This window comes from Pseudomonas sp. AC463, from assembly GCF_979253585.1.
Genome location: NZ_CEEDDZ010000002.1, coordinates 249,577 through 268,702, shown reverse-complemented (window position 1 = coordinate 268,702; position 19,126 = coordinate 249,577). Strand labels below are relative to the sequence as shown.

Here is a 19,126-nt window from a genome sequence, read left to right as displayed (position 1 = left end):
CGCTTCGCGCATCGGGGGCAAGCCCCCCTCCCACCTTTGATCTGTGAATACATTCAAAATGTGGGAGGCGGCTTGCCCCCGATGAGGCCCTCCCTGCCAACCAAGATCAATAACCATGCCCACCCCCTGCTACCACTGCGCCCTGCCCGTCCCCCCCGGCAGCCGCTTCACCGCCGTGATCCTCGGCGAGCGCCGCGAGCTGTGCTGCCCGGGCTGCCAGGCGGTGGCCGAAGCCATCGTGGCCGGCGGCCTGGAAAGCTATTACCAGCACCGCAGCGAAGCCTCGGCCAACCCCGAGGCGCTGCCGGTGCAGTTGGTCGACGAACTGGCGCTGTACGACCGCGCCGACGTGCAACAACCCTTCGTGCGCCATCAGGGCGACCTCGCCGAAACCACCCTGCTGATGGAAGGCATCAGCTGCGCCGCCTGTGGCTGGCTGATCGAAAAACATCTGCGCAGCCTGCCCGCCGTGGCCGAAGCGCGGCTGAACCTGTCCAACCATCGCCTGCATGTACGCTGGGCCGACGGGCAATTGCCGTTGAGCCAGCTGCTCAGTGAGTTGCGCCATATCGGCTACGCCGCCCACCCTTACCAGGCCGACCGCGCGGCGGAACAGCTGGCCAGCGAAAACCGCCTGGCCCTGCGCCAATTGGGGGTGGCCGGGCTGCTGTGGTTCCAGGCGATGATGGCGACCATGGCCACCTGGCCGGAATTCAATATCGACCTGAGCCCCGAGCTGCACGTGATCCTGCGCTGGGTGGCGATGTTTCTGACAACCCCCATCGTGTTCTACAGCTGCGCGCCGTTCTTCAAGGGCGCCATGCGTGACCTGCGCACGCGGCATCTGACCATGGATGTGTCGGTGTCCCTGGCGATTGGTGGCGCCTACCTGGCAGGCATCTGGACCGCAATCACCGGCGTCGGCGAGTTGTACTTCGACGCGGTGGGCATGTTCGCCCTGTTCCTGCTGGCCGGCCGCTACCTGGAGCGGCGCGCTCGGGAGCGCACAGCCGCCGCCACCGCGCAACTGGTCAACCTGCTGCCGGCGTCGTGCCTGCGGCTCAAGGCCGATGGCCAGAGCGAACGCATCCTGCTGCGCGAACTGGCCATAGGCGACCGCGTGCTGGTGCATCCGGGCGCGGTGCTGCCGGCGGATGGCGTGATCCTCGACGGCCACTCCAGCGTCGATGAATCCCTGCTCACCGGCGAGTACCTGCCACAGCCCAGGCACGTGGGCGATGCCGTCACGGCGGGCACGCTGAACGTCGAGGGCGCGCTGACCGTGCAAGTCCGCGCCCTCGGCCACGACACCCGGCTGTCGGCCATCGTGCGTCTGCTCGAGCGCGCCCAGGCAGAGAAACCGCGCCTGGCGCAGATCGCCGACCGTGCCGCGCAATGGTTCCTGCTGTGCTCGCTGATCGCGGCGGCCGTGATCGGCCTGGTGTGGTGGCAACTGGACCCGTCGCGAGCCTTCTGGATTGTGCTGGCGATGCTGGTGGCGACCTGCCCGTGCGCGTTGTCGTTGGCTACCCCCACCGCCCTTACCGCCGCCACCGGCACCTTGCACAAACTCGGGCTGCTGCTGACCCGCGGCCACGTGCTGGAAGGCTTGAACCAGATCGACACAGTGATTTTCGACAAGACCGGCACCCTCACCGAAGGCCGCCTGGCCTTGCGCGCGATCCGGCCCTTGGGCACCACCAGCAGCGACCTGTGCCTGGCCCTCGCCGCCGCCCTCGAAAACCGCTCCGAACACCCGATTGCCCGCGCCTTTGGCCGTGCGCCATTGGCCGCTGATGAAGTGCTCAGCAGCCCCGGCCTGGGCCTGGAAGGTCGCGTCGGCGAACGCCTGTTGCGCATCGGCCAGCCTGGTTTCGTGTGTGAACTCAGCGGCTGCCCGATCCCCACCTCACCCAACGAAGCCGGCCAGTGGCTGCTGCTCGGCGACCGCGAGGGCGCCCTCGCCTGGTTTGTGCTCGATGACCGCCTGCGCAGCGACGCCCCGGCCCTGTTGGCCGCGTGCAAGGCGCGCGGCTGGCGCACCTTGCTGCTGTCGGGAGACACCTCGCCGATGGTCGCCAGCGTGGCCGCCGAACTGGGTATCGACGAAGCCCACGGCGGCCTGCGTCCCGACGACAAGCTGCAAGTACTGCAACGTTTGCATCAGGAAGGCCGCAAGGTGCTGATGCTCGGCGATGGCGTCAATGATGTGCCGGTGCTGGCCGCCGCCGATATCAGCGTGGCCATGGGTTCGGCCACCGACCTGGCCAAGACCAGCGCCGATGCGGTGCTGTTGTCCAACCGCCTCGACGCGCTGATACACGCGTTTTCCCTGGCGCGGCGCACGCGTCGGGTAATCATTGAAAACCTGCTGTGGGCCGGGCTGTACAATGGCCTGATGCTGCCGTTTGCCGCCCTCGGTTGGATCACTCCGATCTGGGCGGCGGTCGGCATGTCCCTCAGTTCGTTGACCGTGGTGCTCAACGCCCTGCGCCTGACTCGCCTGCCGAGTGCGCAGGCACCCAGCGCCCCGACCCTAACCCGCCCACTGCCGGCTTGAGCCGCGCGGGCCTGGAGTGCAGATGCCAGCTCTATACGTGATGATCCCGGCGGCGCTGCTGCTAGTCGGTGTGGCCATCTACATCTTCTTCTGGGCGGTGGACAGCGGCCAGTACGACGACCTCGACGGCCCGGCCCACAGCGTGCTGTTCGACGACCAGGACCCCAACCACCTGGCCGCCGTCGACGAGGCCAACCGCCCCGAGCAGCCGCCCAAAGAACCTCCTCATGCTTGAATTGGCGCCGCTGCTGGTTTCCGCGCTGATCCTCGGCCTGCTCGGCGGCGGCCATTGCCTGGGCATGTGCGGCGGGCTGATGGGCGCGCTGACCCTGGCAATTCCCAAGGAGCAGCGCAGTCGGCGGTTTCGCTTGCTGCTGGCGTACAACCTGGGGCGCATCCTCAGCTATGCCACGGCCGGCCTGCTGATCGGCCTGGCCGGCTGGGCGGTGGCCAACAGCCCGGCGGCGATGTTCATGCGTGTGCTCGCCGGCTTGCTGCTGATCAGCATGGGCTTGTACCTCGCCGGCTGGTGGAGCGGCCTGACCCGCATCGAAAGCCTCGGGCGCGGCCTGTGGCGCCACATACAGCCGGTGGCCAACCGTTTGCTGCCGGTGTCCAGCCTGCCGCGCGCGTTGCTGCTGGGCGCGCTGTGGGGCTGGTTGCCGTGCGGGTTGGTCTACAGCACCCTGCTGTGGGCCGCCAGCCAAGGCAATGCGCTGGACAGTGCGCTGCTGATGCTCGCATTCGGCCTGGGCACCTGGCCGGTGCTGCTGGCCACCGGGCTGGCGGCTGATCGCGTGACGGCATTGCTGCGCAAACGCAGCGTGCGCATGGCAGGCGGGCTGCTGGTGATCCTCTTCGGCATCTGGACGCTGCCCGGCCCGCATCAGCACTGGCTAATGGGCCATTGAAAGGCCATGTGGCATAGCGCCGCTCCCCGTTGATGCAAATCAACATGGCTTAGCGGTCACGCCCCTAGACTCGGCCCACTAGCCTATCCGGGGGACCGCCCGCATGCTCGACGCCATTCGTTGGGACACCGATCTGATTCACCGCTACGACCTGGCGGGACCGCGCTACACGTCCTACCCCACCGCCGTACAATTCGACAGCCAGGTCGGCACCTTCGACCTGCTCCACGCCCTGCGCGAGAGCCGCAAGGCGGTGCGGCCGTTGTCGATGTATGTGCACGTGCCTTTCTGCGCGAACATTTGCTACTACTGCGCCTGCAACAAAGTCATCACCAAGGACCGTGGCCGCGCCCAGGCCTACCTGCAACGCCTGGAGCAGGAAATCCAGCTGGTCGCCTGCCACCTCGACCCCAAGCAGCCGGTGGAGCAACTGCATTTTGGCGGCGGCACGCCGACCTTCCTCAGCCACGACGAACTGCGCCAGGTCATGGCCAGCCTGCGCCAGCACTTCAACCTGCTGGACGATGACTCCGGCGACTACGGCATCGAGATCGACCCCCGCGAGGCCGACTGGGCGACCATGGGCTTGCTGCGTGAATTGGGCTTCAACCGCGTGAGCATCGGCCTGCAGGACCTCGACCCCGACGTGCAGCGCGCAGTCAACCGCCTGCAAAGCCTGGACGAAACCCGCGCGGTGATCGACGCGGCGCGCACCCTGCAGTTTCGCTCGATCAACCTCGACTTGATCTACGGCCTGCCCAAGCAAACGCCGATCAACTTCGCGCGCACCGTCGAAGAAGTGATCAAGCTGCAACCGGACCGCCTGTCGGTGTTCAACTACGCGCACCTGCCGGAGCGTTTCATGCCCCAGCGGCGCATCAACAGTGACGACCTGCCGTCGCCAGCCGCCAAGCTGCTGATGCTGCAAACCACCATCGAACAACTGACCCAGGCCGGCTACCGCTACATCGGCATGGACCACTTCGCCCTGCCCGACGACGAACTCGCCATTGCCCAGGAAGAAGGCACCTTGCAGCGCAACTTCCAGGGCTACACCACCCACGGGCATTGCGACCTGATCGGCCTCGGTGTGTCGGCCATCAGCCAGATCGGCGACCTGTATTGCCAGAACACCAGTGACCTCAGCGCCTACCAGAACACCCTGGCCGGCGCGCAATTGGCCACCAGCCGTGGCTTGCGCTGCACCACGGACGATCGGTTGCGACGGGAAGTGATTCAGCAGTTGATCTGTACTTTCAGCCTGGCATTCGAGCAGATCGAACAGGCCTTCAACATTGATTTTCGCCGGTATTTCGACGACGTTTGGCCACAACTCGAGACCATGGCCGAGGACGGCCTGATCGAGTTGGACGCCCAGGGCATCCGCGTACTGCCGGCCGGGCGCCTGCTGGTGCGCTCGGTGTGCATGGTGTTCGATGCCTATCTGGAGCACCAGAATCGGCAGCGATTTTCACGGGTGATCTGATTACATCGAGAGCGAGGCGGTCTTCATCGCGTCGTCGGCGCTCATGCCTTTCATCGACTTGGCCAGGGAGGTTTGCGCCGACATCAGCCCGGCCTGCAAAGAACTGATTTCGCTTTGCAGGGCGCTGGTTTTCGCACGTGCCTCTTCCGGGGAGAGGTTATTGGCCGCGGCGACCGCTGCCAGCTCCGCCTGTTTTTCGGCGATCTGCTGTTTCAACTGACGGATCATTTTCAGCACTTGCTTGACGTTATCGGCAAGACCGCTGTCATCGATATCGGCATTCGAACTCTTGGCCGCCCCCGCCGCCTTGAAGGCATCGGCAGAAATGGTCACGGTCACCCCTTCAACCACCTTGGTTACCGCTGCCGGTGTGGCAGTCGCAGCTTTTTCCTCGGCCACAGGCTCTGCCTTGGCTTGCGGCACCACGGGGATGCGAATGGACGGGTTGTTGGCAGCAATAATGGACATGTTCAGAGCTCCGGCTCTTGGAGGTACACCGCTGTATCGGCCCCGACACAAAAAGCTTTATACCGCTGCCGGTTTTTTGTACAGGCTGGCCTGACCGCACCCCAGTGCGTTACCCTTACGTCTTATGTGTGTTTTCCCACAAGGATTTAAGAAATGTCCGAGCCAGTCAAACTGCGCGCTCATAGCCAGGCTCATTGCAAGGATTGCAGCCTGGCCCCCCTCTGCCTGCCACTTTCGCTGAATCTGGAAGACATGGATGCGCTGGACGAGATCGTTAAACGCGGTCGCCCGCTGAAGAAAGGCGAGTTTCTGTTTCGCCAGGGCGACAAGTTCGATTCCGTCTATGCAGTGCGCTCGGGTGCATTAAAGACCTTCAGCCTGAGCGATGGCGGCGAAGAACAGATCACCGGCTTCCACCTGCCCAGCGAACTGGTGGGGTTGTCGGGCATGGACACCGAGATGCATCCGGTGTCGGCCCAGGCGCTGGAGACTACATCGGTATGCGAAATCCCCTTCGAGCGCTTGGACGAATTGGCCCTGCAACTGCCGCAACTGCGCCGCCAGTTGATGCGCGTGATGAGCCGCGAAATCCGTGACGACCAGCAAATGATGCTGCTGTTGTCGAAGAAAACCGCCGACGAGCGCATCGCCACCTTCCTGGTCAACCTGTCGGCGCGCTTCCGTGCCCGGGGTTTCTCGGCCAACCAGTTCCGCCTGAGCATGTCGCGTAACGAAATCGGCAACTACCTGGGCCTCGCGGTGGAAACCGTGTCCCGCGTGTTCACGCGTTTTCAGCAGAACGAGTTGATTGCTGCCGAAGGCAAGGAAGTGCATATCCTCGACCCGATCCAGCTGTGCGCGCTGGCCGGTGGTTCCCTGGAAAGCTGATGCCAAGGCTTGCGGCCGCGCCAATCGGCGAGGCCGCAGGTATACTTCGAGTCCGTTTCCAGCCCAGGACTCTTCGACGATGACCTTCGATTCGTTCGACATCAAATCCCTGATCCGCCCCGTCATCGACTTCCCCAAGCCTGGGGTGATCTTCCGTGACATCACGCCACTGTTCCAATCGCCCCGCGCCCTGCGCCTGGTGGCCGACACCTTTGCCCAGCGTTATGTCGAAGCCGACTTTACCCATATCGGTGCGATGGATGCGCGAGGCTTTCTGATCGGCTCGATCATCGCCTACCAACTGAACAAACCGCTGATCCTGTTCCGCAAACAGGGCAAGCTGCCGGCTGACGTGCTGGCCGAGGGTTACCAGACCGAATACGGCGAAGCCTTCCTGGAAGTGCACGCCGACAGCCTGTGCGAAGGCGACTCGGTGCTGATGTTCGATGACCTGATCGCCACCGGCGGCACCTTGATTGCGGCGGCCAACCTGGTGCGGCGCATGGGGGCGAAGATTTTTGAAGCGGCGGCGATTATTGATCTGCCGGAGCTGGGGGGGTCGCAGCGGTTAGAGGATATGGGCATTCCGACTTTTTGTTTGACGCAGTTTGCGTTGACTGAAAGGTAGCCTTTGTCTGCACTGGCCTTATCGGGGGCAAGCCCCCGATGAGGCCCTCAAAAACACTGCAAATCACAACCCCATCTGCTTACTGATGATTTCATTCATCACTTCCCGAGTCCCGCCACCAATGGACAGGATCCGGTTATCCCGATACAGCCGCTCCACCAGGCTGCCGCGCATATAACCCTGCCCACCCAGAATCTGCACGGCATCATAGGTAACCCGGTCGGCCGTATCCGTGGCCAAATTCTTGGCCATGGAAATCTCCTTTATCACACTCTTGCCGGCCGCCATCTTCGCCGCCTGCCGATAGGTAAACTCCCGCGAAACTTCCACCGCCGTGGCCATCTCCGCCAGGCGATGCTTGAGCACCTGGAATTTGCCGATGGGTTTGCCGAACGCCTCGCGCTGGCTGGCCCAGTTGAGGCTTTCCTCCAGGGCCATCTGCGCGGTCATATTGGCCATCAGGGCCAGCGCCAGGCGTTCGCTCTGGAAGTTGCCCATGATGCAGGCAAAGCCCATGTTCTCGGCGCCGATCAGGTTGCCTACGGGCACCCGACAATCATCGAAGAATAATTCGGCAGTGTCCGACGCCCACCAGCCCATTTTTTTCAGGGGTTGGCCGACGCTGAAACCGGGGGTGTTCTTTTCGATCAGCAGCAGGCTGATGCCGGCAAAGCCTGGCCCGCCGGTGCGCACGGCGACGGTGTAGAAGTCGGCGCGGACGCCGCTGGTGATGAAGGTCTTGCTGCCGCTCACGCGGTAATACTCGCCATCACGCACGGCGCGGGTTTGCAGGTTGGCCACGTCGGAGCCGCCGCCGGGTTCGGTCACGGCCAGGGCGATGATCTTTTCGCCCGCCAGCACCTGGGGCGCCACGCGCTCGCGTACCTCGGGCCGTGCCCATTTGACCACCGGAGGCAAACCGATATCCAGCGAGCCCAACCCTGCCACGACGCCGCCGGAACCGCAGCGCATCAGCTCCTCACTGGCCGCCACCTTGGCAAACAGGTCGCCTTCGTGGCTACCGCCCAAGGCTTCGGGGTAGCCAATGCCAAGGATCCCCGCCGCGCCGGCCTTGAGGTACAGCTCGCGGGGAAAGCTTTCGGCCTCCTCCCATTGCTCGATACCCGGCAACAGCTCGCGCTCGACAAAACGGCGCACGCTGTCGCGGACCAATTGGTGGCTGGGGTCGAAGTAGTCCTGATAGGCAGACATCGGCAAGCTCCACGGAGGGGTGGAGCGAAATTACCAAGCGCTTGCTTGGTTTTCAAGCTGAACGCAGTTATCACCGACAATACAAAAACCAATGTGGGAGGGGCGGTCTTTAGAGGGCGATTGGCTTACGGCCAGCGAATGAGTGCGCCAGCGTCCCGCCATCCACCAACTCCAGCTCGCCACCCAGCGGCACGCCATGGGCGATACGCGAGGTGATCAGGCCTTTGTTGATCAGCAACTGGGCGATGTAATGCGCCGTCGCCTCGCCTTCCACCGTCGGGTTGGTGGCCAGGATCACTTCGGTAAAGGTGCTCTGCTCTTCAATTCGCGCCACCAGCTGCGGAATGCCGATGGCCTCCGGGCCCAGGCCGTCGAGGGGCGACAGGTGCCCCTTGAGCACAAAGTAGCGCCCGCGATAGCCGGTCTGCTCCACTGCGTACACATCCATCGGCCCTTCGACCACGCACAGTAAAGTGTCGTCGCGACGTGGGTCGGCGCATTGCGGGCAGAGGTCTTCTTCGGTAAGGGTGCGGCACTGGCGGCAGTGCCCCACGCCGGTCATGGCCTGGCTCAGGGCCTGGGCCAACCGGGTGCCGCCGCTGCGGTCACGCTCCAGCAGTTGCAGCGCCATGCGCTGGGCGGTTTTCTGGCCGACGCCTGGCAACGTGCGCAGGGCGTCGATCAGTTGGCGAATCAGGGGGCTGAAGCTCATGGGCGATGGGTCCGACAAAACAACGAGACGCGGTTTATACCCGCGCCTCGAAGTAGCGTCAAATCCTCAGTCCTGCGCGACACGTACCACCAACTTGCCGAAGTTGCGCCCTTCGAGCAAACCGATAAAGGCTTCGGGCGCCTGCTCCAGGCCGTCAACCACGTCCTCGCGAAACTTCACCTTGCCCTCGCGCACCCAGGGCGCCATGGCACTGATGAACTCCGGATGGCGGTCGCCGTAGTCGTCGAACACGATAAACCCCTGAATACGCACGCGCTTGGTCAGCAAGGTGCGTTGCAACGCCGGCAGGCGATCCGGCCCGCTCGGCGCTTCATGGGCGTTGTAGCCGGCAATCAGCCCGCACAGCGGCACACGCGCCTTGGGGTTGAGCAACGGCAGCACTGCATCGAAGACCTTGCCGCCGACGTTTTCGAAGTAGATATCCACGCCCTTGAAGCAGGCCTGGGCCAGCTCGTCGGCGAAATCCGCGCTCTTGTGGTCGATGCAGGCGTCAAAGCCCAACTCGTCCACCACGTAGCGGCACTTGTCGGCGCCACCGGCGATGCCCACTACGCGCAAGCCCTTGAGCTTGGCCACCTGCCCCACCACCGAACCCACGGCGCCGGATGCGGCCGCCACCACCAGGGTTTCCCCGGCGTTGGGCTGGCCGATGTCCATCAGGCCCATGTAGGCGGTCATGCCCGGCATGCCCAACACGCCCAAGGCCATGGACGGGCTGGCCAGGCCCTTGGGCACCGGCATCAGGTTGCGGCCATCGGAAATGCTGTGGCTCTGCCAGCCGGTGGAGCCGACCACCAGGTCGCCCACTTCGAATTTTGGATTACGCGACTGCTCGATACGGCTGACAGCCCCACCAGTCATCACTTCGTCAATTTCCACCGGCGCGGCGTAAGAAGGTGCGTCGCTCATGCGACCACGCATGTAGGGGTCAAGGGACAGGTACAGGGTTTTCAGCAGCACCTGGCCGTCTGCCAACTCCGGCAGGGTCACGCGCTCCAGGCGAAAGTTTTCCGGGGTGGGCGCGCCCTGGGGGCGCGAGACCAGCACGATTCGCTGATTGAGGGTCTGTTCTTGAGGCATCAGGGGCTCCTTTAACGAATGCTTCGGTATAGGGTGCAGACCATGGCTGCCGCGCCAGGGTTCGATTGGATTGGCACAAACAAAAATGCCAGGCACGGGGCCTGGCATTGGAGTCTAGCTAATGTTGCGGGATCAGAACGGCAGCTTCATGCCCGGTGGCAGTTGCATGCCGGCGGTCGCGGCGCCCATTTTTTCCTGGCTGTTGGCTTCGATCTTGCGCACGGCGTCGTTGACGGCCGCGGCGAACAGCGCTTCGAGCATTTCCAGGTCATCTTCGCTCACGCCTGGCAGCACGCTTGGGTCGATGCTCACACGCTTAATGTCGTGACGACCGGTCATCACCACGCTGACCATATCGCCACCGGCCTTACCGGTGACTTCGGCGTTGGCCAGTTCTTCCTGCATCTTGGCCATTTTTTCCTGCATCTGCTGCGCCTGCTTCATCAGGCCGGCCATGCCACCTTTCATCATGGGAATCACCTCAAAAGTACGTGGATCAATTAGTAGCCCGGTGTCAGGACGCCTGGGGCACCGGGGCTTCGACGGGTTCAATAGTATCGTGACGGACGACCGCACCGAACTGTTGCATCATTTGCTGGATGAGCGGATCGGCGTGGATCGAGTCTTCGGCTTCGCGCTGGCGGTTGATACGCCGGCGCGTGGCGGCCTGGGCCGGGGTTTCCTGCTCGGGCTTGATCAGCTCGATGGCGATGGTCAGCGTGCGCTCATGGTACTGGTTCAGCGCGTCGTTGAGGCGGCGCTGCTGGGTCGCGTTGAACAGGGCGCTGTGGGCCGGGTCCAGGTGCAACAGCCAGTGGTCGCCATCGACCGCGATCAGGGTGCAGTTGGCGGCGATGCTGCCGGTCATGCCGGAAATCGGCAGTTTCGGGAACAATTCCAGCCATTGCAGGGCCAGGCCGGTGGCCGGCGCCGCTGCCGGCTCGGCCTCGGGTTCCGGCGCTGGCTCGGCGGTGTGTTCGCTGGCCAGCTCGTCCAGGTAGCTGTAGGCCGAATCCATGTCCGGCTCGATGTAGTCTTCGTCCAGCGGCGGTTCGTCGTCGAGGTCGATGCCCGGCGTTGCGGCCTCGACCTGCGCCACGCTCGGCTCCGGCACGGGCGCGGCGACCCACTCCGGCGCGTCCGGCACTACGCTGTCGGGCGTCGGTGTGGGCATCGGGGTCAGCTCGGGCTGCTCGCCGGTGGTTTCCAGCACCGGTTCCACGTAGGGCTGCTGCTCGGGTTCGGGCTCGGCGTCTACCGGGTCGTTCCATGGCAGGTCGACGACGGGCGCAGGTTCGGGCTCGGGCACCACAACCGGCTCGGGCTCGACCGCAGGCGCGGCCACCACAGGTTCAGGTTCAGGTTCAGGTTCGGGCGCAGCAACCACTGGCGCAACCACCGCCGCACCAGCCACTGGTTTGGCGGAATCAACTGTGGCCTGGCTGATCCCCACTGGCTTTAGCGGCTGTCTCGGCGCATCGGCCGAGTCTGCGGGCCGGAAGGCCAGCATCCGCAGCAGGACCATCTCGAAGCCACCGCGCGGGTCGGGCGCCAGGGGCAGGTCACGGCGGCCGATCAGGCCCATCTGGTAATAAAACTGTACGTCTTCGGCCGGCAGCGCCTGGGCCAGGGCCAACACGCGGTCGCGGTCGCCATGGCCGTTGTCGACACCTTCAGGCAACGCCTGGGCGATGGCAACGCGGTGCAGCACATTGAGGATTTCCGAGAGCACGCCATTCCAGTCCGGGCCTTGCTCCGACAGGTGGCGCACCGCCTCGAGCAGCGCCTTGGCGTCGCCCTCGATCAGCGCGTGCAGCACGTCGAAGACCTGGCCGTGGTCGAGGGTGCCGAGCATGGCGCGCACATCGGCGGCCATGACCTTGCCTTCACCAAAGGCGATGGCTTGGTCGGTAAGGCTCATGGCATCGCGCATCGAACCATCGGCGGCGCGGCCGAGCAGCCACAGCGCGTCGTCTTCGAACGGCACGTTCTCGACGCCCAGCACGTGGGTCAAATGCTCGACCACGCGCTCGGGGGTCATGTTTTTCAGGGAGAACTGCAGGCACCGCGACAGAATCGTTGCAGGGAGTTTCTGCGGGTCGGTGGTGGCCAGGATGAATTTGACGTACGGCGGCGGCTCTTCCAGGGTTTTCAACAGCGCGTTGAAAGAGTGGCTGGAGAGCATGTGCACTTCGTCGATCAGGTAGACCTTGAAGCGGCCACGGCTCGGCGCGTACTGCACGTTGTCGAGCAGCTCGCGGGTGTCTTCGACCTTGGTGCGGCTGGCGGCGTCGATCTCGATCAGGTCGACGAAGCGCCCTTCGTCGATTTCCTTGCACACCGAGCAGGTGCCGCAGGGCGTCGACGTGATACCGGTTTCACAGTTCAGGCATTTGGCGATTATGCGCGCGATGGTGGTCTTGCCCACCCCCCGCGTACCGGTGAACAGGTAGGCGTGGTGCAGCCGCTGGCTGTCCAAGGCATTGATCAGAGCCTTGAGCACATGGGTCTGGCCGACCATTTCGCGGAACGAGCGCGGACGCCATTTACGTGCAAGAACCTGATAACTCATCGAAAACCGTCGCAACTGGGAAGCGGAAGCCGGTAATGCTAGCGGAGCAAGGGGGAAATTGCATCCGGCACGCTCGCCTAATCTGACTAAGCTCTGCGCATTGGCCTCGAAAAGGCCTGTACCCGGAGAGTGTATGCGCGTAGTCCTGGGCGCTTTATGGATGATCACCACGGTTTGCCTGGCGGCGCCTGCGCCCTTGCGCTTCTCGGTTTCCGACAGCTGGGCAATGCCCATGGTGCAACTGGAGGACGGCCGGCCCGTGCAGGGCATTTTGTATGACGTGATGTTAAGCCTGGCCACCCAGGTCGGGCGCCCGGCGCAGTTCAATGTGCTGGCGCGGGCACGCATCTCCGCCGCCATGGAACACGGCGACATCGACGTGCGCTGTTATGTCACCCAGGCCTGGTTCGACAATATGTCCGGTGATTACACCTGGAGCATTCCGCTGATGGTGCAGCGCAACCTGCTGGTGAGCACCCAGGTGCCCGCCCAGCCGGTAAACGTGAGCAGCCTGGCGCCGCAATCGATCGGCACGGTGCTCAACTATCGCTACGTCACCCTCGACCCGCTGTTTGCCAGCGGCCGGCTCAGCCGCGATGACGCGCGCAGCGAAGAACAGGTATTGCACAAGCTGGTGGCCGGGCGTTTCAAGTACGCCGTGAGCAATGAATGGATCCTCGACCGCTTCAACCAACGCATGCCGGTCGGCAAAAAGCTGCACAAGGTGGCCGTGATCGATGAGCAGAAACTCGGCTGCACCGTGCGCAATGACCCGAACGTGCCGGTGCAGCGAATCCTGCGCACGCTGCTGCGGATGAAGATGTCGGGGGAGATCGATGAAATCATCCAGCTATACACCGGGGAAACCGCAGCCAACGCCCTTCCAGACTGATCGCGGCCACGCTGGCCAGCACGATCACCGCGCCCAGCATCACCTGCAGGGCGATGTGCTCGCCCAGCAGCGTCGCCGCCATCGCCATCGCCACCGGCGGGATCAGGTACATCGCCACCGACGCGCGGCTGACCTCGACATGCTTGAGCACATAACCCCAGGCCAGGTAGGCCAGGGCGCTGGGGAAAATCCCCAGGACCAGCACTGCCAGGTTCTCCGGCAGCGGGGCCTTTGCTACGGCGGCAGGCAGGCCCGGCAGGTTCACGCAGAGCATCAAGGTGCCCGCCCACACCATGTAGCACGCCATGGTCAGTGGGCTGTAACGGTGGGCAAAGTGTTTCTGGATCGCGAAATACACACTCCATGACAGCGCTGCCAACAGGATCAACAAACCGCGCGGGTCAATATCGCCCACGCCTTGATCACCCCAGATCACCACCAGTACGCCGAGCAGCCCCAGCAACACGCAGCTCCAGCGCCACAGGCTGACCCGTTCCTTCAAGCAGAAAAACGCAATCAACACACTGAACAGCGGCGCAGACTGCGCCAGCACGCTGGAGGCCGCAGCGGTCACGAACTGCTGCCCGTAATTAAGGCTGGCGTGATGCAGGAACACCCCAAAAAAACTCAACACCAGCAGCCACGGCACATCCCGCAGACGCGGCCGGTCGATGCCCAGCACCAGCGCCACGCCCGCCATAAATACCGAGGCAATCAGAAACCGCAGCAACGCCAGCTGGCCGGGGCTATAGCTGTGCAGCCCCATGTGCACGCCAATCGGCGAATAGGCCCAACAGAGGATGACGCTGGCGATCACTAGCGTAAGCTTTACGGGCGAAGGGGTATTCATCGACGGCGTCCAGACACTCAGAAGGAATGCCGCCAGTCTTGGCCCCGCCAAGGCGCAGGACAATTAACCGTTTCTGACAGCTGAAATCACTGGAACTGAGCAATGGAACTGGCCCAACTGAAGATGGTACGAGCCGTGGCGCAAACCGGCAGCGTGGCCCAGGCCGCCCTGCAATTGCATTGCGTGCCGTCCAACATCACCACGCGCATCAAACAGTTGGAAAGCGAGTTGGGCACGCCGCTGTTTATCCGCGCCGGGCGTGGGCTGGCGATCAGCGCGGCCGGTGAGATCTTCCTCGATTACTGCGAACGCATCCTCGCCCTGGTGGACGAATCCAAACGCGCCGTGGATGCCAATGCCATCCCCCGAGGCACGCTGCGCATCGGTGCGGTGGAGTCGAGTGCCAGCGGCCGCTTGCCGCCGCTGCTGGCGGAATACCACCAGCGCTACCCCGAGGTCAGCCTGGAGCTGGTGACCGGCGCCTGGGGCCAGTTGCTCGATGACCTGCAGCACCATCGCCTGGACGTGGCGTTGGTCGCCTCTGGAAACAAACGCGCGAAGCTGGAACACAGCGTGGTCTACAGCGAGCGCTTGGTGTTGATTGCCAGCGCGTCCAGCGAGCCCATCCACAGCGCCAAGGACCTCGCCGGCCGCACGTTGCTGGTGTGGCCGCCCGGCTGCCCCTATCGCGCGGCGCTGGAGAATTGGGTCAAGCCCCACGACTTCAAGCCCGCCATCGCCAGCTATGCCAGTTGGGGCACGATCATCGGCTGCGTCAGCGCGGGGATTGGCGTGGCGTTGGCGCCGGAAGGCATCCTGGCGCGCTATGAGCAGGCCAATCAGTTGGCGTCGTACCGGTTTGAGGAATTGCAGGCAGTGGACAACCTGCTGTTCTGGCACAAAGACACCCAGCGACACCTGGCGCGGGACGCGTTTGCCGGGCTGCCGCGGGAGACGTTCGGCTAACCTGTAACAGGTTATTTCAGGTATTCTCCGGCGAAATTAATTCAAAATGTAAGGGACTACCATGAATTACTTCCGCCTGATCGTGGCGGCGGCCTTGCTGAGCCTGCCTGTCGCACCCGCCTTTGCCGCATCCTCACCTGCGCCTGCCGAAGCCAGCGCCCCTGCTGAAACCGCCGAGCATTTTCTCGCCTCTCTCAAGCAGAAGACCGGCACGATCACCCTGCCCAGCGGCATTGCCAACCTCAAGCTCAACGACGAGTTCTACTACCTCGACCCCGCCGACACCGAGCGCCTGCTGACCGATGGCTGGGGCAACCCGCCGGGTTTCAAGACCTTGGGCATGATCGTGCCAAAAGCCGTCAGCCCGTTGTCGGAGCGCGGCTGGGGCGTGATCGTCAGCTATAAGAACGACGGGCATATCTCCGACGAGGACGCCGCAAAAATCGACTACGCCGACCTGCTCAAGCAGATGCAAGAAGAAGACGAAGCCGAGAACAAGGAACGCCAGAAACAAGGCTACGCCGGCCTGCATCTGTTGGGCTGGGCCGAGCCGCCGCGCTACGACGACACCAGCCACAAGATGTACTGGGCCCGCGAGTTGAAAGCCGACGACGCCGACCAGACCACCCTCAACTACAGCATCCGCGTGCTGGGCCGTGAGGGCGTGCTGGAACTCAACGCCGTCGCCGCCATGGCCGACCTGGCCACCATCAAACAGGAAATGCCCAAGGTGCTGGCCTTCACCAACTTCACCGACGGCAACCTGTACACCGACTTCAACCCGAGCACCGACAAGCTGGCCACCTATGGCCTGGCAGCGCTGGTTGCCGGCGGGATTGCCGCCAAGGCCGGGCTGTTCGCCAAGATCGGCATTTTCCTGCTGGCCGCGAAGAAGTTCCTGGTGATCGGCGTGGTGGCGCTGTTGGCCCTGATTCGCAAACTGTTCAACCGCAACAAGGCCTGAACCCCGCCCACAAAAACGCCGCAATGTGCCAGGCACATTGCGGCGTGCGGGGGTGACTCAGTGTTGCGTCGCAGGTATGGCCAGGCGGCTGAATTGGTCCTGGCTGATCCAGCCGGTAAACGCGCGGTCCTCGGCGTTGGTGAACTCGACTTCGGCCCAGCCGTCCTTGAATGCGAGTACGCCCACCACATCACCCTTGACGATATACGCGCGCTTGGCCGCGCTCGCGCCCGGGGTCTTGAGCAGGTAGGCCTTGTCGGCGGACACCGTGACCAGACCGATCCAGTTTTTTTCGGCGGTCTGGGTCAGCTCCAGGCCCGTGGCAATCTCCGGCATCAGCACGCTCAGGCAGCCGGGATGTTGCCGGCCCTGCTCCACCGTCAGGGTCACCCCGTCGGAGGAAGACGCCACGCTGCCGGGATAGGCCTCGTCAACCCAGGTCGTCAGCGCCTCGGGCTTGCCTTGCAAATAGAACGTGCAGCGGCGGGTCACGCCTTCACCCAACTCCTCGGCGTAGAAACCTTCAACCTGATGCTGCGGCGTCACCGCCAACATCAGCCCTTCGTACTGGCCCGAATGCAACGCGCCCGAAACAGCAAAGGCAGGCGCCGCGGCACACAACGACAGCACGCAAATCGCGAGAGAACGAATCATCTTATTTTTTCCCTTCAAGTTTTTCGTAGGCCTTTTGCATAAGGACGTCGTAGTTGCCGTAGTCCTCGCCGTTATAGTTACGGGCCATGCCGGTAAAGTCCTTGGCTTTCATGGCTTTTATCAACGCCGGGCTCTTGCTGCAAAAACCCAGGAACGCTTTAAGTTGATTGCCGGCATTCACCTTCAATGCCGCCGAGAACTCAAACACGGTTTTATAACCGCACGACGCAAAGTTGAACCCCATGATTTGAAACATGCCCCAGGACGCCGACATCAAGGCCGCCTCCTGGTCAAGCGCAAAGGCGGTGGCCATGGTTTCCCAGGCCTTGGCCTGATCCTTGTTGTTGGCCTGCCACTGCGGCCCGGCCTTTTTCTTGTAGGGGTACGACAGCAGCGGGTGCGCCTGGTCGTAGATGTGCTTGGTGTACTTGCGAAACAAGTGGCCTTCGAAGGCGATCACCGGCAACTTGGCCGGCCCGAACCCGGAGCGACCGCCGGATTCCACGGTGGCGAAGGCCTTGATGATATTCACCGAAATACCATTGCCCAACTGCGTGGCGGCGTTCTGAAAGTCCGTCTCGCTCAGGCTCATGCCGCCGTCGCACGTGGCCTGGAGCATCAATTGCCGGTTGCGCCGCTCGGCCTCGACCATCGCGCGCATACGGTCCAGGTACACATTGACGGTGGCTTGCACCGCATCGCCCTGGTTACTGCCGAACACATTCAAAAAGCTCGGAATACGCAGGGTCGGGAACGCCTTCACCGGCACTTTCACGGCTTCTTCGATCAGGCTGTTGAAGGTGCGACCGGTGGGGTCGATCACACCATCGGGATGCGCATATTTAAGATGGCGAAACTGGTACTGGCTGATGCACTGCACCAGTTGACCATCACACTTGCCGTTTTCGGTAAGCGGGAAACCCATCTTGGGAATGATCAAATTGAACAAGTACTGAATGCACTGAACATCGGCGGGCAAGTTGCGGGCTTTGCCCGGAGCGCCTACGGAAGCACTGATAAGACGCGGCAACCCTTGCAGGCTTTTCATCACAGACATCCTTGTTAGTTAAAAAGTGATATCACTTCAATATCAAACCACCACCCTGTCACACTTTGAAACAAGTGCCGGCGCAAACTAGCAAGGCGGTTTTAGGTTGTCCAGCGGGTCTTTTGAAAGTTGTGAGATAGCCATCATCGGTTGCGCGGCAAACACCGAAATCGCTATCGCCGCGTTATTTCTTTCGCTCAAGCGTTTCATAGGCCCTCTGGATTCGCCTGTCGTAGTCGCCGAAATCCTTTCCGTTGTAATTACCGGCCATGCCGATGTAATCCTTATTTTTCATGGCTTTGACCAATGCCGGCTTTTTGCGGCAAAAACCGACGAACGCCATCAGTTGCTGACCGGCATTGAGCTTCATTGCCGCGGCAAATTCGAACACCGTGCCGTAACCGCAGGCGGCAAAATTGAAGCCCATGACCTGAAACATGCCCCAGGACGCCGACATCAACGCCGCCTCCGGGTCGAGCTCAAATGCAGCGGCCATGGTCTGCCAGGCTTTTGTCTGGTCTTTATTATTGGTTCGCCATTGCGGGCCGGCCTTGACCAGGTACGGGTACGACAACAAGGGGTGGGTCTTGTCGTACTTCTGCTGGGTGTACTTGCGGAAGATATGCCCCTCGAAGGCGATCACCGGCATATAAGCCGGGCCGAAGCCGGAGCGCCCACCGGACTCCACGGCGGCGAATGCCGTGATGATATTCACCGAAATACCATTGCCCAGCGCAGTGGAGGCCCTCTGGAAATCCGCCTCGGTAAGGGTCACTCCGCCGTCGCATGTCGCCTGCACCACCAGTTGCTGCTTGCGCTGCTCAGCCTCGACCAACGCACGGGCCCGGCTCAGGTACTGGTTGACCCTGGCGCGAATCACGTCGCTGCCTTGCCCTCCCTGGCTGGCCTTGAGCGCGTCTTCGATCAGACGGCCGAACGTGCGGCCACCGGGGTCAATCACGCCATCAGGCTGGGTGAACTTGAGCTGAATGGATTGAAATTGGCTGATGCGCTGGACCAACTGGCCGTCGCTCACGCCGTTCTCCGCCAGGGGCAAGGCGGTTTGTGGCGTGATGAGGTTGAAGAGGTATTGGATGCATTGAACATCGGCAGGCACATTGCGCGCCTTGCCAAGGGTGCCAACTGAAGCACTGATAAGGCTGGGTAACCCTTGGAGTATGGGCATGGCAATCATCCTCATTGAATAAGGAGTG

General features: G+C 62.9%; 19 protein-coding genes. 9 read left to right on the top strand and 10 right to left on the bottom strand.

What is annotated here, in order from left to right:
• Positions 1-109: 109 nt before the first annotated feature.
• The 4 genes from AC0IYH_RS03405 (at position 110) to hemN (ending at position 4,957) form a co-directional block, all read left to right on the top strand.
• Complete coding sequence (locus AC0IYH_RS03405) at positions 110-2,560, top strand: heavy metal translocating P-type ATPase (protein WP_471833019.1); 2,451 nt, start codon at positions 110-112, stop codon at positions 2,558-2,560.
• A gap of 22 nt (positions 2,561-2,582) precedes the next feature.
• Positions 2,583-2,795: a cbb3-type cytochrome oxidase assembly protein CcoS gene (ccoS, locus tag AC0IYH_RS03400; protein WP_116626092.1), complete on the top strand. Its 213-nt coding sequence runs from the start codon at positions 2,583-2,585 to the stop codon at positions 2,793-2,795.
• Positions 2,788-3,471, top strand: a complete 684-nt coding sequence (locus AC0IYH_RS03395; protein ID WP_471832965.1) for a sulfite exporter TauE/SafE family protein — start codon at positions 2,788-2,790, stop codon at positions 3,469-3,471. The genes ccoS and AC0IYH_RS03395 overlap by 8 nt, the downstream gene beginning before the upstream one ends.
• Before the next feature lie 103 nt (positions 3,472-3,574).
• Positions 3,575-4,957, top strand: a complete 1,383-nt coding sequence (hemN, locus tag AC0IYH_RS03390; protein WP_471832964.1) for an oxygen-independent coproporphyrinogen III oxidase — start codon at positions 3,575-3,577, stop codon at positions 4,955-4,957.
• Here the strand turns inward: hemN and AC0IYH_RS03385 are convergent, their stop codons facing one another.
• On the bottom strand, positions 4,958-5,425 hold the full coding sequence (locus tag AC0IYH_RS03385; protein WP_471832963.1) for a hypothetical protein: 468 nt from the start codon (positions 5,423-5,425) through the stop codon (positions 4,958-4,960).
• A gap of 153 nt (positions 5,426-5,578) precedes the next feature.
• Here AC0IYH_RS03385 and fnr point away from each other — a divergent pair, with 153 nt between their 5' ends.
• Together fnr and AC0IYH_RS03375 are read left to right on the top strand one after the other, a co-directional pair.
• Positions 5,579-6,313 (top strand): fumarate/nitrate reduction transcriptional regulator Fnr, encoded by a 735-nt coding sequence (fnr, locus tag AC0IYH_RS03380; protein ID WP_116626088.1) that lies wholly within the window; start codon positions 5,579-5,581, stop codon positions 6,311-6,313.
• Positions 6,314-6,392: 79 nt separating this feature from the next.
• Entirely contained in the window at positions 6,393-6,941 is a 549-nt protein-coding gene (locus tag AC0IYH_RS03375; protein ID WP_122717944.1) for an adenine phosphoribosyltransferase, read from the top strand.
• Positions 6,942-7,004: 63 nt separating this feature from the next.
• On the opposite strand, the gene AC0IYH_RS03370 is transcribed toward AC0IYH_RS03375, so the two are convergent.
• From AC0IYH_RS03370 to dnaX, 5 genes are all read right to left on the bottom strand, one after another.
• Complete coding sequence (locus AC0IYH_RS03370; protein WP_471832962.1) at positions 7,005-8,153, bottom strand: acyl-CoA dehydrogenase family protein; 1,149 nt, start codon at positions 8,151-8,153, stop codon at positions 7,005-7,007.
• 109 nt (positions 8,154-8,262) lie between these two features.
• A complete protein-coding gene (recR, locus tag AC0IYH_RS03365) occupies positions 8,263-8,865 on the bottom strand; it encodes a recombination mediator RecR (RefSeq protein WP_471832961.1) in 603 nt (200 codons plus the stop codon).
• Positions 8,866-8,931: 66 nt separating this feature from the next.
• Positions 8,932-9,966: an NADP-dependent oxidoreductase gene (locus AC0IYH_RS03360; RefSeq protein ID WP_116626084.1), complete on the bottom strand. Its 1,035-nt coding sequence runs from the start codon at positions 9,964-9,966 to the stop codon at positions 8,932-8,934.
• 132 nt (positions 9,967-10,098) lie between these two features.
• Positions 10,099-10,437 (bottom strand): YbaB/EbfC family nucleoid-associated protein, encoded by a 339-nt coding sequence (locus tag AC0IYH_RS03355; RefSeq protein WP_116626083.1) that lies wholly within the window; start codon positions 10,435-10,437, stop codon positions 10,099-10,101.
• A gap of 43 nt (positions 10,438-10,480) precedes the next feature.
• Positions 10,481-12,538, bottom strand: a complete 2,058-nt coding sequence (dnaX, locus tag AC0IYH_RS03350; protein WP_471832959.1) for a DNA polymerase III subunit gamma/tau — start codon at positions 12,536-12,538, stop codon at positions 10,481-10,483.
• A 133-nt stretch (positions 12,539-12,671) separates the two neighbouring features.
• Between dnaX and AC0IYH_RS03345 the strand changes: the two genes are divergently transcribed.
• Positions 12,672-13,430: a type 2 periplasmic-binding domain-containing protein gene (locus AC0IYH_RS03345; RefSeq protein ID WP_116626081.1), complete on the top strand. Its 759-nt coding sequence runs from the start codon at positions 12,672-12,674 to the stop codon at positions 13,428-13,430.
• Here the strand turns inward: AC0IYH_RS03345 and AC0IYH_RS03340 are convergent.
• Positions 13,381-14,280, bottom strand: a complete 900-nt coding sequence (locus tag AC0IYH_RS03340) for a DMT family transporter (RefSeq protein ID WP_471832958.1) — start codon at positions 14,278-14,280, stop codon at positions 13,381-13,383. The genes AC0IYH_RS03345 and AC0IYH_RS03340 overlap by 50 nt on opposite strands.
• 102 nt (positions 14,281-14,382) lie before the next feature.
• On the opposite strand from AC0IYH_RS03340, the gene AC0IYH_RS03335 reads away from it, so the two are divergent.
• Positions 14,383-15,246 carry a LysR family transcriptional regulator gene (locus tag AC0IYH_RS03335; protein WP_471832957.1) on the top strand — a complete coding sequence of 288 codons (864 nt, stop codon included), beginning with the start codon at positions 14,383-14,385 and terminating at the stop codon, positions 15,244-15,246.
• Between the two features lie 61 nt (positions 15,247-15,307).
• A complete protein-coding gene (locus AC0IYH_RS03330) occupies positions 15,308-16,210 on the top strand; it encodes a DUF2167 domain-containing protein (RefSeq protein ID WP_116626078.1) in 903 nt (300 codons plus the stop codon).
• 57 nt (positions 16,211-16,267) lie between these two features.
• Here AC0IYH_RS03330 and AC0IYH_RS03325 read toward each other — a convergent pair whose 3' ends face one another.
• The 3 genes from AC0IYH_RS03325 to AC0IYH_RS03315 form a co-directional block, all read right to left on the bottom strand.
• On the bottom strand, positions 16,268-16,864 hold the full coding sequence (locus AC0IYH_RS03325) for a hypothetical protein (RefSeq protein WP_116626077.1): 597 nt from the start codon (positions 16,862-16,864) through the stop codon (positions 16,268-16,270).
• 1 nt (position 16,865) lies between these two features.
• On the bottom strand, positions 16,866-17,912 hold the full coding sequence (locus AC0IYH_RS03320; RefSeq protein ID WP_116626076.1) for an N-acetylmuramidase family protein: 1,047 nt from the start codon (positions 17,910-17,912) through the stop codon (positions 16,866-16,868).
• A gap of 184 nt (positions 17,913-18,096) precedes the next feature.
• The gene (locus tag AC0IYH_RS03315; RefSeq protein ID WP_471832956.1) at positions 18,097-19,098 is read right to left on the bottom strand and encodes an N-acetylmuramidase family protein; all 1,002 of its coding nucleotides are present in this window, start codon (positions 19,096-19,098) and stop codon (positions 18,097-18,099) included.
• Between the last annotated feature and the right edge of the window lie 28 nt (positions 19,099-19,126).

Excerpts from the sequence above, each read along its gene's own strand:
- AC0IYH_RS03345 (WP_116626081.1), top strand. The coding sequence starts at position 12,672 with ATGCGCGTAGTCCTGGGCGCTTTATGGATGATCACCACGGTTTGCCTG.
- AC0IYH_RS03375 (WP_122717944.1), top strand. The coding sequence starts at position 6,393 with ATGACCTTCGATTCGTTCGACATCAAATCCCTGATCCGCCCCGTCATC.
- AC0IYH_RS03335 (WP_471832957.1), top strand. The coding sequence starts at position 14,383 with ATGGAACTGGCCCAACTGAAGATGGTACGAGCCGTGGCGCAAACCGGC.
- AC0IYH_RS03340 (WP_471832958.1), bottom strand. The coding sequence starts at position 14,280 with ATGAATACCCCTTCGCCCGTAAAGCTTACGCTAGTGATCGCCAGCGTC.
- dnaX (WP_471832959.1), bottom strand. The coding sequence starts at position 12,538 with ATGAGTTATCAGGTTCTTGCACGTAAATGGCGTCCGCGCTCGTTCCGC.
- fnr (WP_116626088.1), top strand. The coding sequence starts at position 5,579 with ATGTCCGAGCCAGTCAAACTGCGCGCTCATAGCCAGGCTCATTGCAAG.
- AC0IYH_RS03320 (WP_116626076.1), bottom strand. The coding sequence starts at position 17,912 with ATGAAAAGCCTGCAAGGGTTGCCGCGTCTTATCAGTGCTTCCGTAGGC.
- recR (WP_471832961.1), bottom strand. The coding sequence starts at position 8,865 with ATGAGCTTCAGCCCCCTGATTCGCCAACTGATCGACGCCCTGCGCACG.
- AC0IYH_RS03330 (WP_116626078.1), top strand. The coding sequence starts at position 15,308 with ATGAATTACTTCCGCCTGATCGTGGCGGCGGCCTTGCTGAGCCTGCCT.
- AC0IYH_RS03325 (WP_116626077.1), bottom strand. The coding sequence starts at position 16,864 with ATGATTCGTTCTCTCGCGATTTGCGTGCTGTCGTTGTGTGCCGCGGCG.
- AC0IYH_RS03360 (WP_116626084.1), bottom strand. The coding sequence starts at position 9,966 with ATGCCTCAAGAACAGACCCTCAATCAGCGAATCGTGCTGGTCTCGCGC.
- AC0IYH_RS03385 (WP_471832963.1), bottom strand. The coding sequence starts at position 5,425 with ATGTCCATTATTGCTGCCAACAACCCGTCCATTCGCATCCCCGTGGTG.
- AC0IYH_RS03370 (WP_471832962.1), bottom strand. The coding sequence starts at position 8,153 with ATGTCTGCCTATCAGGACTACTTCGACCCCAGCCACCAATTGGTCCGC.
- hemN (WP_471832964.1), top strand. The coding sequence starts at position 3,575 with ATGCTCGACGCCATTCGTTGGGACACCGATCTGATTCACCGCTACGAC.
- AC0IYH_RS03395 (WP_471832965.1), top strand. The coding sequence starts at position 2,788 with ATGCTTGAATTGGCGCCGCTGCTGGTTTCCGCGCTGATCCTCGGCCTG.
- ccoS (WP_116626092.1), top strand. The coding sequence starts at position 2,583 with ATGCCAGCTCTATACGTGATGATCCCGGCGGCGCTGCTGCTAGTCGGT.
- AC0IYH_RS03315 (WP_471832956.1), bottom strand. The coding sequence starts at position 19,098 with ATGCCCATACTCCAAGGGTTACCCAGCCTTATCAGTGCTTCAGTTGGC.
- AC0IYH_RS03355 (WP_116626083.1), bottom strand. The coding sequence starts at position 10,437 with ATGATGAAAGGTGGCATGGCCGGCCTGATGAAGCAGGCGCAGCAGATG.